The organism is Opitutus sp. ER46 (genome assembly GCF_003054705.1).
GTDB lineage: Bacteria > Verrucomicrobiota > Verrucomicrobiia > Opitutales > Opitutaceae > ER46.
This window is the reverse complement of the sequence record NZ_QAYX01000025.1, coordinates 506,767-521,616: the sequence shown is the minus strand read 5'-3', so window position 1 is coordinate 521,616 and position 14,850 is coordinate 506,767. Positions and strand designations below refer to the sequence as shown.

Genomic DNA, 14,850 nt, shown 5'->3' with positions numbered 1-14,850 from the left:
CTGCCACCTGCAACTCCCTCACCTGTAGCTCCGCCCCCTCTCGCGATTCTCCGTCCTTCCATCCCATTCGTGTTCATTCGTGTGCATTCGTAGTTACCCACCCCAATCCGTCCCGTTCTCCCGTCGCCACCCCACCTTCGGAATCCGCTGCCGCGGTTGCAAAACCCCTCCGACCGCCAACAATTCCGGCCATCATGGACGCCGACCTGCGCCCCATCATCGAAGATATTGCTGACCAAGCCGACGACTTCCTCGCCGAGGTGAGCGACCGCGCCCAGGCCCGCGCCGGCATCTCCGAGGTCATCACGATGGACTACCCGGACTTGTCGCCCGATGACCGCACCGAGGTAATCGCCGGCGTCATGAAGGTCCTCGAGGAGGAGGACTTCTTCGGCACCGAGTTCGTCGGCGACCCCTTCGAGAGCGACGACGACGACGAGAACTGACCGCAGCCATTTTGGCTGCCAGCCTGCCGGTTTCCACCGCCAGCTTGGCAGACGACTTGCCCCGCCGTGTCCGCTCGCGCAGCGTTTCCCGCTTCCATGTCCACGCTCAACGCTCCGCCCTCGCTCATCGCGCTGCTCGCGTTCAACGGCAGCAACCAACTCGCCGTCCGGAAGCTCGGCGGCAAGATGGGCCTGGCGTTCACTGGGACCGACCTCGCCATGGCCACTGCCCGGCTCGAGTCGTCTTTCAAGGAGCACACCGCCCCCGCCGAGTACTTCCAGACCGACGCCGGTGGCCGCCGCTACCGCGTATTCTTTGCCCAGGTGAACGGGCAGGCCGCCGACTCCGAGGTCGTTTTCACCTCCATCGAGTCGCTCGAACAACACCCCGAGTGGTTGCCTCCTTCCCTCGCCGGTGTGCTCCGCGACCTCGATCCTCACCTCGTCGAGATCCCGTACCTCCACCTCGGCGAGAACGATTTCATCTACAAGTTCCGCCCCGCCCAGGAGCGCAACATCGCCATCTACGCCCAGGACGCCGCCGCCCACGCGCTCTACCAGTCGCGCCTCTGCGCCGCCATCAAGGAGCTCGCCCGCCAGCACGAGCGCTCCGCCGCCGCTCCCGTCACTCTCGATTTCGGCGCCGTCCAATACGTCATCCCCAGCCACTTCGGCTTCTGCCTCGGCGTGAAGAACGCCATCGAGCGCGCGTACGAGACCCTCGCCGAGAATCCGGGCCGCCGCGTGTTCATGCTCTCCGAGCTGATCCACAATCCCTTCGTCAACGAGGACCTCCTGCGCCGCGGCCTCCGCTACCTGCAGACCGAAAAGGGCCTCCCGTACACCACCGCCGGTGGCGCCGCCTCCGCACCGGAACAACCCCTGCTGTGGGATACGCTCACCCCGGAGGACATCGTCATCATCCCCGCCTTCGGCGCGACCGATGAGGACAAGCGCCGCCTCGTCCGCAAGGGCATCTCCGTGTACCACTACGACGCCACCTGCATGCTGGTGGAGAAGGTCTGGAAGGCGGCCCGCGCCTACGGCCGCGAGGGCTTCACCGTCGTCATCCACGGCAAGCACGAGCACGAGGAAACCAAGGCCACGTTCTCCAACACGCGTCGCTACGCCCCGGCCGTCATCGTGCGCAACCTCGACGAGGCCCGCCAGCTCGGCGAAATCGTGGCGAGCACCGCCCCCGACCGCGCTGCCCGCTTCGAAAAGCTCTTCGCCGGCCGCCACACGCCGGGGTTCGATGTCGAGCGCCACCTCGAGCGCGTCGCGGTGGTCAACCAGACCACGCTGCTGATGAACGAGACGCTCGAGATCATCGAGCACCTCCGCAGCGTGTACCGGGAGAAGTTCAGCGACGAGACGCGCGTCGGCGGCACCAGCCGCCGCGACACGCTCTGCTACGCGACCCAGGTCAATCAGGACGCCCTCAGCCGCGCGCTCGCCGAACCGCTCGACGCCGCCTTCGTGATCGGCGGCAAGAACTCCTCCAATACCTACCAGCTCTACCGCCTCTGCGAGCAGTCCCTCGGCGACAAGGCGTTCTTCATCCAGTCCGAGTCGAGCATCGAGTCCCTCGCACAGGTGAAGCACTACGTGTACGTCGGCAAGGGCAGCGGCCGCTGCGAAAGCCGCCCGCTCTGGCCCACCGACGCTCCCGCGGGCGCTCCGAAACGCATCCTGATCACCGGCGGCGCCAGCTGCCCCGACGGCATCATCCAGCAGGTCATCACCCGCATCAACGCGTTCTTCCCGCCAGCGTCCCTCCGCTCCGTCGACGCCGTCTTAGCCAATCTGAAGCAGCCGTAGCCCGCGGCTGCCGCCGCCCCCCGGTCGCAGGTTGGAAAGTCGGAAGGTTGCAGGTTGGAGAGTTGGCAGGTTGCAGGTCCACGGCCCTTCTCGTTCTCGGCCGGCTCCCGCCGGCCGATCCACGTGATCAGACTGATCCGTCTGATCTGTCAGATCCGTCCGATCGATCCGCTCCACCGTCGATCGGACCAACCTGCAACCTTCGCACCTTCAACCAGCAACGCCTGCGCCTTGCGCGGGCTCCGCGCGCGGCTCGGCCGGCACAAAGGCCAGCGCCGCCGCGGCCAGGAGCATGAAGCCGCCGCCGGCCATCACGGCCCAAACGAGGTTCCCATGGAGGACGTGCTTCACGATCCCGCCGAAGAACAACGCCGCCAGGATCTCGGGCAGCACGATGAAGAAATTGAAGATGCCCATGTACACGCCCATCCGCTCCGGCGGCAGCGCACCCGACAGGATCGCATACGGCATCGACAGAATCGACGCCCACGCAATGCCGCCCAGCGCCAGCGCGCCCAGCAGCAGGAAGCGTTGCTCCTCGCCGTGGATGAAGCCCACCGCCAGCAGTCCAACCGCGCCGAGCACGAGGCACACGGCATGCAGCCATCGCCGATCCAGCTTCCGCGCCGCCGCCATCAGCACGAACGCCGCCAGGAAAGTCACGGCGTCCTTTGTCGCATAACACACCCCCGCCCACTCCGCGCCGCGCTTGAACAGATCCGAGCTCGGATCGCCGCTGCCAAAGATCACCGGCACCGCGTTCGAAAAATGCAGCCACATGCAGAACAGCCCCATCCAGGTGAAGAACTGCACCACCGCGAGGCGCCGCATCGTCGTCGGCATCTCCGCCAGCGCGCTGCCGATCTCCCGCACCAGCGGTCCGATTCCCTTCGTCTCCGACTTCTTCCGCCGGAACGCCTCCATGTCCGCCGGCGGCTCCTCTTTCGTTGAAATCACCGTCCAGAGCACCGCCGTCAGGAACGCCGCCGCGCCCACGTAGAACGAGATTTTCACGTTCAACGGGAGTGCGTTCGCGCCGTCGGCCGCCGGGCTCACGCCGAACCAGTTGCGCAGCATCCACGGCAGCAATCCCGCCACCACCGCGCCGACCCCAATGAAGAAGCTCTGCATCGCGAAGCCGGTGCCCCGCTGCTCCTCGGGCAGCTTGTCTGCCACAAACGCGCGGAACGGCTCCATCGAGATGTTAATGCTCGCGTCGAGCACCCAGAGCAGCCCCGCCGCCATGTAGAACTTCGGCAGGTGCGGGATCAGCCACTCCGCCAGCGACCCGGCGTTGGGCATCAGGAGCAGCGCGATCGTGCTCAATATCGCGCCAATCAGGAAATACGGCCGCCGCCGCCCCAGCCATCCCCAGGTGCGATCGCTCATCGCCCCGACGATCGGCTGCACCAGCAACCCCGTCAGCGGCGCCGCCAGCCAGAGCTTCGCGATCTGCTCATCGGCCGCGCCGAGGTACTTGTAGATCGGACTCATGTTGGCCATCTGCAGCCCCCAGCCGAACTGGATGCCCAGAAAGCCGAAATTCATGTTCCAGATAGCTGGTAACGAGAGCTTGCGCATGGGGTATTGTTTCAGAAGCCGGAAGCCAGAGGCCGGAGGCCAGAAACCAGAGGTCAGATGTCAGAGGTCAGAGGCCAAAAGCCGGAGGACGGAAGCCGGAGGTCAGATGTCGCATGTCGGAAGTCAGGGGTCGCAGCGAAGGAAGACAGCGAAAACCAGCATCCCACGCCGAGCCAACTCGGGGAGAGTCATCCCATTCGTGTACCTTCGTGTCCATTCGTGGTTACCCATCATTTTCAGCCTCCTGCATTCACCGTCGCCTGCCTTCAGCGCTCCGCTTGAGCCATTCTGCATTCTCTATTCCATGGCGCGCCTCAGCGCGCCATGGGCTCGCTGTACTCGACGATCGCGTGGTCGCCCGCGCGGTCGTACGTGCCGATCCAGTCGCGCAGCGTCGGCAGCCGATCGCGCCGGAGTTCATTCAACTGCACCATCGTGAAACGCCACTGCCAGTTGCCTTCGCAGGTCCCCGGCCGGTTCAGCGTCGCCGCCGCCGGCAGGTCGAGCAGGTCCTGCATCGTCACCACCGCCAGCCGCGACACCGTCGAGAGCAGCACCCGGATCATCGGCCACGCGGATCGCTCGCCATGCAGCTGAAAATACGTGTCGATCTGTTGCGCCAGCTCCGGCGGCACCGCCTCCAGCCAGCCCCGGGCCGTGTTGTTGTCGTGCGTGCCGATGTACGCGACGCTGCCCGGCCGGAAATAGTGCGGCAGGTTCACGTTGTGCGCATCGTGCCCGTACGCGAACTGCAGGATCTTCATCCCGGGCAGCCCCGCCGCCTGACGCAGCGCCACCACGTCCGGCCCAATGTAGCCCAGGTCCTCCGCGATGATCCGCGCCTCGGGCAACGCCTGCTTCACCGCCGTGAAAAACGCCTGCCCCGGTCCCTTCCGCCACACGCCGCCGCGCGCATCCGAGGCTGTCGCCGGGATTTCCCAGTACGTGTCGAAGCCGCGGAAGTGATCCAGCCGGATGATGTCGTACAACGAGAACGCCGCGCGGAGCCGATCGATCCACCAGGCGTACCCGGTCTGCGCCAGGTAATCCCAATCGTACAGCGGGTTGCCCCAAAGCTGGCCCGTCGCCGAGAAGTAGTCCGGCGGCACACCCGCCACCACCACCGGCTGGCCCGCCGGATCGAGGCGGAATACCGCCCGGTTCTGCCACGTGTCGGCGCTGTCGAGCGCAACGAAGATCGGCACGTCACCGATGATCCCCACGCCTTTTTCCCGCGCATACGTCCGCAGCCGCTGCCACTGGCCAAAGAAGACGTACTGGTAAAACGCCTGCCGGTCCGCCTCCCGCCGCGTCGCCCCCGGCAGCACCGCGCGCATCGACGGCCGCCAGGTCCGGTACTCGGCCGGCCAATACGTCCAGGGGTACCCGCCGAAGTGCGACTTCAGCGCCATGAAATCGGCAAACGGCTCCAGCCAGTCCTGGTTCTGCCGCCGAAACTCGGCAAACGACCCCAGCCCTGGCAGTTCATCCCCTGCCCGATCGGCGAAGCGATCGTACGCGCGGCCGAGCACCAGCCAGAAATTCTCGTATAGCCGGCCGTAATCCACCCGCTCCGCCGGCAGCGCGCTCAGGGGCGCCAGCTCCGATTCCTTCAACAGGCCGTCCTCCACCAGCTCCGCCAGGTCGATGAAGTATGGGTTGCCCGCCCGACCGGAAAAGAGCTGGTACGGCGAATCGCCGAAGCCCGTCGGCCCGATCGGACAGATCTGCCAGTACCGCACGCCCGCGTCGGCCAGCAGGTCCATGAAGGCACGGGCGCCCGGGCCCAGGTTGCCGATGCCATACCTCCCCGGCAGCGAAGAAATGTGCGCCAGCACTCCCGCACTGCGGGTATCAAGCCAGGTCGTCGAGGATGCGGACATGAAAGGGGTTGGGTTGCTAACGAATGACGATTTCGTGGGGGCGCGAGTCGTCGGGCAAGATCACCGTCACTACGCCGGCTGCGTCGTGCTTCCACCGGTTCGGCAGGTCTTCCGTGGTCGTCGCGGGCAGCGTCTGGCCGTCCAGTATGACGGTGTTGGCCGGACCCGCGTTGCGCACCACGACTTCAAATTTCCTCGGCGCGGGCACGAAGGGACCTTCCGGCGCCGCTAGTCTCACGCGCAACTCCGCGCCGGAACGGACGCAGCTCACCGCCGTCCGCCGCCACGCGCCCTGCAGGTATGCCGGCGTCTGGCCGTCGTCCTCGTAAAGTGAGCCCGCGGCCGCCCCCGCGGCATCCGGGTAGATCTCGAACCGCACCGGGTCCCAGGGCTTCTCCGCGACATACGCCATCGGTTCCGTGGTCACCAGCACCGAACCGCCGCGCACGAACAGCGGCATCCGGCTCAGCGGCGCGTCGCATCGGCGAAGTTCGCCGCCTTCAACGCTCTCGCCCGTCCAGAAATCGTACCAGCGGCCGCGCGGCAGGTAGACATCCTTCGCCCGCTCGCCCGCCCGCACCACGGGCGCCGCCAGCAGCGCCGGGCCGACCATGAAGCTGTCGTCCAGGTTCAGCGTCGAGGGATCGTCCTGGAACTCGAGCAGGAGCGGCCGGAACCACGGCACTCCCGTCCGGTGCGCCTCCTCGAGCGTGGTGTATAGGTAGGGCATCAGCCGATACCGCAGCTTCAGGTACTCGCGCACGATCGCCTCGTACGGCGCCCCGTACCGCCACGGCTCGTGGTCGTAATTGTCGATCGCCCCATGGTTCCGGCACAGCGGCACCAGCGAGGCTAGTTGATAGCTCCGCGCCAGCAGTTCGCCATCACCGCGGCCGATGAAGCCCGGGACGTCCGACCCGACGAAGGCCTGCCCCGACAGCCCAAGCGACGCGAACATCGGAATGTTCAGCGCGAGCGACTCAAACGTCGCGTTGTTGTCCCCCGTCCACACCGTCGAGTACCGCTGCACGCCGGCATAGCCCGCGCGCGTGATGACGAAGGGTCGATCGTTCGGCCGCAGCCGCTGCAGGCCTTCGTACGTCGCCCGCGCCATGTTCAGCGCAAAGGTGTTTCGGTTCTTGCCGTAAAGCGTCCGCGCCCCGCGGTCGTCGAAGACCACGTCGCGCTGCGTCTCGCCGGTCTTGTCCAGGAAATCCGAGGGCTCGTTCATGTCCGTCCAGATGCCCGCCACCCCGCCGTCGAGCAGCTTGCGATGGAGGTCGCCCCACCAGCGGCGCGCGTCCTCGCGGGTGTAGTCCACGAACACCGCCTTCCCCGGCCAGACTTCGCCAATGTAGGGGCGGCCATCGGTCCGCCGCAGGAAAAAGTCCTTCGCCATGCCTTCGTCGAACACCGCGTATCCCCCCTCGGGCTGATACTTCACGCCGGGATCCACGATTGTGACGACCTTCACGCCCTGCTTCGCCAGCCGCGCTGACATCCCCGCCGGATCCGGAAAACGCTTTGGATCCCAGGTGAACACGCGGTAGCCGTCCATGTAGTGGATGTCCAGGTACACGACGTCCAACGGGAGGTCCCGGCGGCGGTACTGGGCAACGATCTCCTCGACCATCGCCGCCGGGTAATAGCTGTAGCGGCTCTGCTGGTGGCCCAGCGCCCACCGTGGCGGCAGCGGCATCCGGCCCGTCAGCTCCGTGTAGCGGCCGAGGATCTTTTTCAGCCCCGGTCCCTGGAAAAAGTAGTAGTCGATCTCCCCGCCGTCCGCCGCGAAGCCGGCGTACTCCTGCGTCGTCCGCCCCAGGTCAAAGACCGTGCGGTGCGAGTTGTCGTAGAAGAGCCCGTACGCCCGGCCGTCCTCCAGCCCGACATAGAAGGGAATGCTCTGGTAGATCGGATCCGTGCCCTCGACGTAGCCCGGCGTATCCGAATTCCACATGACAAATTCACTGCGCCGGCGGTCGAGCCGCGCGGCCTTTTCCCCCAGCCCGTAGAAATGCTCATCGAGCCCCAGGCGCTTCGCCGCGCCCACCCGGCCCGTCGCCGCGTCGCGCCCCATCGGCCGCTCGTCGGCATTGATCGTGCGCCCCGCCGGATCGCGGAACGTCACCAGCAGCGGCGACCGCCGCACCTCCACCACCAGCTCCGCCGTCGTCAGCGTGACACTCTCCGGCGTCTCCCGCACCTGCCACGGCACCACCGGCCAGTCCGTCCGGGCGATCGCCCAGGAGTGGTCCGGCCCCGCCGGCTGCCCCGCGAACCGCGTGCGCACGCGCACCAGATCCGGCGCCAGCACCAACAGCTGCACGGTCGCCCCATCGGCGCACGTCAGCGTAAGCCCACGTTCCTGCCGCGCCACCGTCTGCACGTCGCCAATCGGACGCAGGGCGCTGAGATCGACCGCCTGGAGCCAGGACGCCGCCGTCGCCGTGACGGCGATCACGAGGGCGCGAAAAAGGGAGGGACGAGGGAGGAGCATGGAAAACCGAGGTTAAGGATGCGGCCGGCGGCGGTCTGCCGGCCGGCCGCACCTCAATGCGCGGGAAACCGGGCGTTGACTCAGAACTTGTACGAGACGCCGGCCGAGTACCAAGCGCCGTACTTCTGGTAGTTCGTCACCAGGCGCGAGTCCTCGTTCTGATACGTGACCTCAGGTTCGTTGTTCAGGTTGTAGGCCTGGATGACGAACGTGAGCCCCTTCAACGAGCCCTTCTGGAAGGCGTAGCTCACCTGCGCGTCGATCAACTTCTGCGCCATGACGGTCTGGAAGTTGTCCCCGCGGGGGCCGAACGTGTAGATGTTGGCGCGGAACTTGGAGCGATACCGCGTGCTCACGCGGGCCGAGAAGCCGTTGCGCTCATAGTAGAGCGTCGCGGTGCCGACCTTGCGGGAGAAGCCCGGGATCGGGGTGTTCTGCGAGCCCGGGCCATAGGGCGCGATCGCGCTCTCGGTGTAGGCGCCGCCAAGGACGACACCGAAGCCGCGCACCGCGGGCAGCAGCAGTTCGCTCGGCAGCTGCACCGAGGTCTCGAGGCCTTTGATCGAGCCACCCTGGCCGTTCGCCGGACGGTTCACCGCGCCAAGGAAGGTCGCCGGCGTGCCGCCGGTCGTCGGATAGCCGGAGAAGTCGGCGATCGTCTTCTGCGAGTAGGTGTACGTGCGCAGGTCCTTGTAGAAGCCGGCCAGCGCGACGTAGCCCTTGTTGTCGTGGAAGTAGTGCTCGAGCGAGAGGTCGAAGGAGTTCGACTCCCAGGGCCGCAGCTCGGGGTTGCCGCCCGAGGCGCTGAACGCGCTGTTGTACGGGTCCGTGGAGTTCGCGAGGGCCGCGTTGTAACCGACGTTCATGCCGGCCGCCATGTCCGCCATGCGCTGGCGGGCGAGCTGCCGGGCGAGGCTCATGCGCACCTGGGTCTTCGGCGTGACCTTCAGCGTCAGGTTCAGGCTCGGGAGGAAGTTGGTGTACTTCTTGCCGCCCGTGGTCGGCACCGTACGGGTCGCGCCGTTGATCGGAATCGCCGATAGGCCGGTCGAGCTCTGGTCGGTGTTGACGACTTGGCCGCCGAGGTTGCCGGTCAGCGGCAGCGAGCCGAGCTTCCGGTTGATATTCAACTGCAGGAACGCCAGCGAGATTTCCTCTTTCACGTTCCAGGCCGCGGAAATCACGTCCGCATTCGGATTCTTGATCGCGCGGTACGTGCCGCTGCTGAGGGCCTGGATCGGGTCATAGGAAGCGAGGCCCTTGATGCCGATGAAGCTGAGGTCGGTGATGCCGGTCAGCGTCGGCAACGGAGCCGTGGCCGCACCATTCGGCAACGCGAGATAGTAGCCGTCCTCGATCTCCGACTTCGTGCGGCGGTTCACGTGCGCGCCGACCTCAAAGCTGCTGAAGATGAAGTTCAGATCGTGCTTCGTGGAGATCTTCGCGGCCGCGAGCGAGTCGGTCGTCGGGATGTACTTCAGATAGCCGACTTGGCCACCGGACACCACGTCGCCACCCCAGCCTTGCGGGCTCGAGAGCTTCATCAGCGTGGCATTGGTATAGTCGAGCGTCGGCGTGAAGATCGCGCCGGTGCTGCCTTGCAGCTGGTAGGTGAGGCGATCCGCCGTGCCGGCCTGGTTGGCGCCGTAGCCCGAATAGGTCTCGAGCACGATGTCCTTGCGATAGATGCGGGAGTAGCTCAGGTCCGCGACCGTGGTCCAGCCGGTGCCGTCGCCGAACTTGAGGTTCCAGCCAAGCGCCCAGATGTCGTTGTTGCGGAACACGCCGTCGTTGCGCGCCACCCCGAAGACATTGCCGTAGGTCGCCTTGGTGATGACGCCACGGTCAACGGTGAAGCCGGGTTGCAGCGTCGCGGAGCTCCACTGCAGCGGGATCTCGATGCCCTTGAGCGACTGGTCCTCCTTAAACTTCGAGCGGAACAGATCGAACGTCGTGTGGAAGAAACTGTTGGGCTTGAACTCCACGACGCCCATGAAGCCGTTGCGCTTCATCTGGCTCGAACGCACGAACGGCTTCGCGCCGCCCAGCACGTAAGGCGCACCCGTGGCGACGGACGCGTCGACGTTGGGATAGCCCCAGGCATTCCACTGCTTGCCCTGGCCCGGGTCATCGGCGTGGGCAAACCCGACGGCGACGCCGAGCTTACCGTCCATGAACTGGTCGATGTAGGAGATCGACGCGCGCTTGCCGTCGCGTTCCGTGCCCGCGACGAGCGGCTCGAACTGCGTGCGCTCGTACAGGGCGTTGAACGCGATGGTGCGCTTGCCCTGCGAGAGCGGGCGCACCGTGCGCATGTCGACCGTGCCGGAAAGGCCCTGGCCGATCAGCGAGGCATCGGCCGTCTTGTACACCACGGCGCCGCTCAGCAACTCCGCGGGGTACTGGTCGAACTCGACCGAGCGATTGCTGCCGCTGCTGACCTGCTCGCGGCCATTGAACAGGGCCGTGCTGAAATCACCGGGCAGGCCGCGGATGTTGATCACTTCGCTGCGGCCATTGAGCCGCTGGGTCGCCAAGCCGGGCAACCGGGCCAGCGAATCCGCGATGCTGATGTCGGGAAGCTTGCCGATATCCTCGGCGATGACGACTTCCGTGATGGTGGGCGCTTCGGCCTTGGCCGTCGCCGCCACCGTGAGACTGCTGGCGAAGCCCGCGGTCACGCGGTACTCGTCAAGTTTGACAATGGGTTCAGCGGCAGGGGCCTCCTTCGCCGGCGCCGCAGGATCGTTTGTGGGGGTGGCGGCCGGGGCGGTCTGCCCTGCGGCCGTAATGGCCGACTGCGTCAGCAGCATGGCCAGCGCGGCGCCCTGCAGAAGGCGCCGACGTACGTTTGCTTTGCTTGTGCGGTTTTGCATGGGGGGTGCGAATCTCTCCATTCCGGAGGTACTGACGACAGCCCGGGGGTAGCCGGGCGCTTGGCTGGTTGGTTGGTTGGAAAACCGCCGCATCAGGGGTCGCGGCAGTATCAAACCGTGCGGCAACGGCCCGCGCCCCGCCATGCGGTTTCGGCACAGAAAACTGAGATGGGTAGGAAAAATCTTGGATGCCGCCCCAGCCCAGCCGGCTGGCGCGCCCCTTCGCGCCGTCGCCTCGCATCAGGCACCCAAGAATATTCCAGCCTGCCTATGATTTGTCTTCCTGCCGGCCTTTGACCCGGGTCCTCGCTCGTGCACGCTCTCCCCACTCCCCCTCCCGATATGCGTTCGCTGCGTTCCCCTTGGCGCGCCTCGTTCCGCGCCCTCCTCGCCTGCGCCGGAGCCGGTCTGGTCTCCGGTTTGTCCTCCCTGAGTGCAACCCCGGCGCCGGATGATCCCCCGGTCGGCTGGTGGCGCGAGGCCACCTTCTACGAGATCTTCGTCCGCTCCTTTGCCGACGCCCGCACGGGCCCGCTCGCCGGCGACGGCATCGGGGATCTGCAGGGCGCGATCGAGCGCCTCGATCATCTCAACGACGGCCGTGGCGCCGCCGGCACCTCCCTGGGCGTGAATGCCGTCTGGCTCATGCCGATCCACCCATCGCCCAGCTATCACGGCTACGACGTAACCGACTACTTCGCCGTGAATCCACAATATGGTGACATCGCCCTCATGAAGCGCTTTGTCGCCGAGGCCCACCGCCGCGGCATCCGGGTCATCATCGACTTCGTCCTCAACCACAGTTCGTCCGCCCACCCCTGGTTCGTCGCCGCGCTGGCCGATGGCACGCTCCCCGGCGGCCAGAAGGCACGGGAGCTGTTCCGCTTCGCGCCGCTGCCCGAGCAGCTCGCCGGCCCCTGGGGACAGTGGGTGTGGTATCCGGCCGGCCGGGATTTCTACTACGCCGTCTTTTCGCCAGACATGCCCGACTGGAACTTCCGCCATCCCGCCGTCACCGCCCACCATCGGCGCGCCGCCGCCTTCTGGCTGCGGGACGTGGGCGTAGACGGCCTCCGGCTCGACGCCGTGCGCTACTTTTGCGAGACCGGCGACGCCCTGCAGGACACCGAGGAGACGCGGCAATGGCTGCGTGAGTTCACCGCCTACTGCCACCAGGTAAAACCGGACGCGTTCGTCATCGGCGAGAACACCGCGGACATGCGCGAGGTCACCCGCAACCTCCGCGGTGGTTCCCTCGACAGCGCCTTCGAGTTCGACCTGGCCAAGGCCACGATCCAGGCCGTGCGGCTGGAAACGCCCGGCATCCTGCAGCAGGCGCTCACCCAGCTCGGCCAACTCTACGGCAACGACGCGCCCTGGGCCACGATCCTCACCAACCACGACCAGGAGCGCGCGATTACCCAACTCGGCGGCGACCTCGCCCGCACCCGCCTCGCCACCGCCGTGCTGTTCACCCTTCCGGGCGTGCCCTTCGTCTATTACGGCGAGGAACTTGGGCTCCGTGGCGCCAAGCCGGATCCGGAGTTGCGCACGCCGATGCCGTGGACGCCCGAGTCGCCCCATGCGGGCTTCACACCCGCCGGGGTCGCACCGTGGCACCCGCTCACGGCCGCCATCGCCACCGAGAACGTGGCGACCCAGGAGGCCGATCCGCACTCGATGCTCGCGCTTTACCGGCGACTTGTCCGGCTCAACGCAAATTCGCCCGCGCTGCGCCACGGCCAGCCGGTCGCCGTGACTGGGAACGATCGTTCCGTGTACGCCACGCTCCGGCAAACGCCGGCGGAGGTCGTCCTCGTCATCGCCAACTTCACGGCGCGCCCCCGGCCTGGCCCGCAGTTGTCCGCCGTCGTCTCTTGTATCCAGGTCGGCTGGACCGCCACGGAGCTGCTGCAGGGCGCAGCGGTCGCCGCGGTGCAAACAAACGCCCAGGGCGGATTCGCCCAGTACGCTCCGCTCGCGGAGCTCGCGCCGCTCACGCTGTACGTCGTGCGCTGGCGGGCGCCTTGAGGGCCGCCGCCGCACGCGTAGGGCGAAAGCTCAGCTCGCCTCTGCGGTGATCAACCGGATCGGCAGCAGGAAGCGGCCGGCCACGGGCTGGCCGTTTTCGATTTTCGGGGAGAACCGCCACTTGGCGAAGACGGGCAGGAGCTGCGCCTGCAGATTGTCCGGCACCCAGCCTTTGAAGCTGATGTCGTGCGGCACGCCCTGCTCGTCGATCGTCACGTAGATTTCGAGCACCATGTCCTGCGCCCAAGGCGGCAGGCCGGTCGGGTTGACGACGGACACCGGCGCCGGCGGCTTGTTGGCCGAAGTGGTCGCGGTGAGCGACTGGGCGGACGCGGTGCAGGCCGCCAGCAGGCTGGCGGCGAAGAGAACGGACAGGGAGGATTTGGACATGGTGGGCAGGGATTGATGGTTTCAACCCAACGCCCCGCCCCCGATGGGCCGTGACGTTGTGGTCATGCCCTCAATACCCGCCCCGCCGCGAAAAGTTACAGGGCCCGCGGGCGCCACGTGTCATACCTTCGCGCCGCCCGGTCGCGTCTCCGGCCGCCGCGAGACCGCGCCAACCCTCAGCGCGCCGAACAGGGCTGGCCGTGGGTGAAGTCGAGCCGGTCCTCGTACACGGTCTTCGGCTGCGACTCGCGCCGGTTGCGCTGCGCATCGAGCTGCGTCCGAAATTCCTGCGGCGACACGCCCTTGTGCTGCTTGAACACGCGCGCGAAATACGCCGGATCCGCGAAGCCGCTGGCGTAGGCGATCTCGGAGATGTTCAGGCCCGTGGTCTCGAGCGCGAGGATCGCACCCTCAATCCGGATACGCTGAATGTAGTGCGTGAGCCGTTCCTTCGTCTCGGTGTGGAACAGGTGCGACAGGTAGTCGGCCGAGCACCCAAGGTTCGCCGCGATGTCCTGCACGCGCAGGTTCGCGTTGGAGAACTGCTCCCGGACAAAGCACTTCGCCTGGAAAACCTTCCCGATGTCGCTGTTCAGGCTCCCCGCGCCGGTCTCGACGATGTTGCGGAAGAGCCCGAGCAGCGCGAGGAGCAGCCCCTTGACGACCGCCGCCCGCGCCGGCGCCTGCATGACGTGAGCGTGGACCAGGCTGTTGGTCAGCGTGAGAAAGACGTCGAGATTGGGCGCGTCGAAGAACTCGATCGCCTGGATGTCCGGCCGCCCGGGCGACGCCTCGTGCGCGAAATGCAGGCTGATCGTGTTGTTGTAGAAGCCCACGACCAGATTGCGGAACGGATGCGCCGTCTCGCGCTGCACCGTCTCGCCGTGCGGCACGCCGGCCGGCACCACGCACATCTCGCCGGGCCCGACCTCAAACTGCTCCCGTGGAAACCGAAAATTCGTCTGCCCGTGGATCTGCAGGAAAATCTCCGGCCGGTAATGATAGTGCATTCCCTTGAGGTCGTGCACCGGCCGCGCCTCGTGCGGAATCCGCAGCCGCAGGTGGCCATGCTCCACCTGTTTGATCCACAGTTCGAAGATCTGGCGCATCTCGGCGCGATCCTGGTGGCTCAAGGCCCGGGCATCGAAAACGGCGTTCATGTGGGACGTCGGCTCTTCCGGATTATCAAACGGTCAGACGCTGGGGAGGGGAATGGCGGGGAACTTGGCGTTGTGCCCCGCCGATACAACCGAAAACCGGCCGCAGGTTACGCGTAAGGTGCAAGTGACCGACCGCGCGCCGGTTGCCCGGTTCCACGGCCGGTC

9 protein-coding genes are annotated in these 14,850 nt (G+C 66.6%); 3 read left to right on the top strand and 6 right to left on the bottom strand.

From position 1 onward, the window contains the following. Nucleotides 1–194 precede the first annotated feature (194 nt). Nucleotides 195–446, top strand: coding sequence for a hypothetical protein (locus DB354_RS20435; protein WP_107837489.1), 252 nt, complete (start codon nt 195–197; stop codon nt 444–446). Between the two features lie 96 nt (nt 447–542). Continuing rightward, a complete protein-coding gene (ispH, locus tag DB354_RS20430; protein ID WP_233256712.1) occupies nt 543–2,267 on the top strand; it encodes a 4-hydroxy-3-methylbut-2-enyl diphosphate reductase in 1,725 nt (574 codons plus the stop codon). A 210-nt stretch (nt 2,268–2,477) separates the two neighbouring features. On the opposite strand, the gene DB354_RS20425 is transcribed toward ispH, so the two are convergent. The 4 genes from DB354_RS20425 to DB354_RS20410 all read right to left on the bottom strand — a co-directional run bounded on the left by DB354_RS20425 (nt 2,478) and on the right by DB354_RS20410 (nt 11,104). Next, nucleotides 2,478–3,815, bottom strand: coding sequence for an MFS transporter (locus tag DB354_RS20425; protein ID WP_107837488.1), 1,338 nt, complete (start codon nt 3,813–3,815; stop codon nt 2,478–2,480). A 347-nt stretch (nt 3,816–4,162) separates the two neighbouring features. Then, a complete protein-coding gene (gene malQ / locus DB354_RS20420) occupies nt 4,163–5,731 on the bottom strand; it encodes a 4-alpha-glucanotransferase (RefSeq protein ID WP_107837487.1) in 1,569 nt (522 codons plus the stop codon). A 16-nt stretch (nt 5,732–5,747) separates the two neighbouring features. Continuing rightward, the gene (locus tag DB354_RS20415; protein ID WP_107837486.1) at nt 5,748–8,228 is read right to left on the bottom strand and encodes a TIM-barrel domain-containing protein; all 2,481 of its coding nucleotides are present in this window, start codon (nt 8,226–8,228) and stop codon (nt 5,748–5,750) included. 80 nt (nt 8,229–8,308) lie between these two features. Continuing rightward, the gene (locus tag DB354_RS20410; protein WP_233256711.1) at nt 8,309–11,104 is read right to left on the bottom strand and encodes a TonB-dependent receptor; all 2,796 of its coding nucleotides are present in this window, start codon (nt 11,102–11,104) and stop codon (nt 8,309–8,311) included. Between the two features lie 342 nt (nt 11,105–11,446). On the opposite strand from DB354_RS20410, the gene DB354_RS20405 reads away from it, so the two are divergent. Next, a complete protein-coding gene (locus tag DB354_RS20405; protein WP_107837485.1) occupies nt 11,447–13,135 on the top strand; it encodes an alpha-amylase family glycosyl hydrolase in 1,689 nt (562 codons plus the stop codon). Nucleotides 13,136–13,165: 30 nt separating this feature from the next. On the opposite strand, the gene DB354_RS20400 is transcribed toward DB354_RS20405, so the two are convergent. Beyond that, on the bottom strand, nt 13,166–13,525 hold the full coding sequence (locus DB354_RS20400) for an energy transducer TonB (RefSeq protein ID WP_107837484.1): 360 nt from the start codon (nt 13,523–13,525) through the stop codon (nt 13,166–13,168). A gap of 176 nt (nt 13,526–13,701) precedes the next feature. After that, nucleotides 13,702–14,685 (bottom strand): AraC family transcriptional regulator, encoded by a 984-nt coding sequence (locus DB354_RS20395; protein ID WP_107837483.1) that lies wholly within the window; start codon nt 14,683–14,685, stop codon nt 13,702–13,704. Nucleotides 14,686–14,850 lie beyond the last annotated feature (165 nt).